Here is a 494-nt window from a genome sequence, read left to right as displayed (position 1 = left end):
CGAGGGCTCGATCTGCGTCGGGCCGAGCGCGCGGCCTTCATCGATTACAAGGATCGTCTGCTGGACTATCTGCGTCGATTCATCGGCGACCTGGTGACGCGCTCCGCCGAGATCGGTGGCTTGATCCTCGACATCCAGCAGCATGCGGCCTTCCGGCCCCTGCTGGAGCGGGTTGCCGAGCGCGATGCCATGGACCTGGCCCCGGCGCCCGATCTGGACGGTGCCGAGCCCGCCAAGCTCGACCCCGCCCTGGCCAGGGCCCGGATGATCGACGAATGGCAGGCCCGCTGGTCCGGACTCGATGCCTGGTTCATCGGCTCGGCGGACAAACCGTCCCAGGCCGAGCTGCTGCGCTCGCGCGCTCGGCGGGCCATCTCCGACCTGGTGGACGCCGTGGTCCAGCTCAACGAGCGCCGACTCGGGCGCAGCGACCGCTCCGCCGACTACCGCACCCTGGCCGCCTGGTTCATGGAGTGTGAAACGGATGCCGAGGC

The 494-nt window shown here is 69.6% G+C and carries 1 protein-coding gene; it reads left to right on the top strand.

All coding sequences use genetic code 11. The annotated features are described in order from the left end of the window. On the top strand, positions 1-494 hold a 494-nt coding region (locus G3480_RS27390; RefSeq protein WP_164657307.1), incomplete at both ends, for a DUF2397 family protein.

The organism is Thiorhodococcus mannitoliphagus, assembly GCF_010915725.1.
GTDB classification, from domain to species: domain Bacteria; phylum Pseudomonadota; class Gammaproteobacteria; order Chromatiales; family Chromatiaceae; genus Thiorhodococcus; species Thiorhodococcus mannitoliphagus.
Note: the sequence above shows the minus strand (reverse complement) of the source record. Positions and strands in the feature narration are given on the sequence as shown.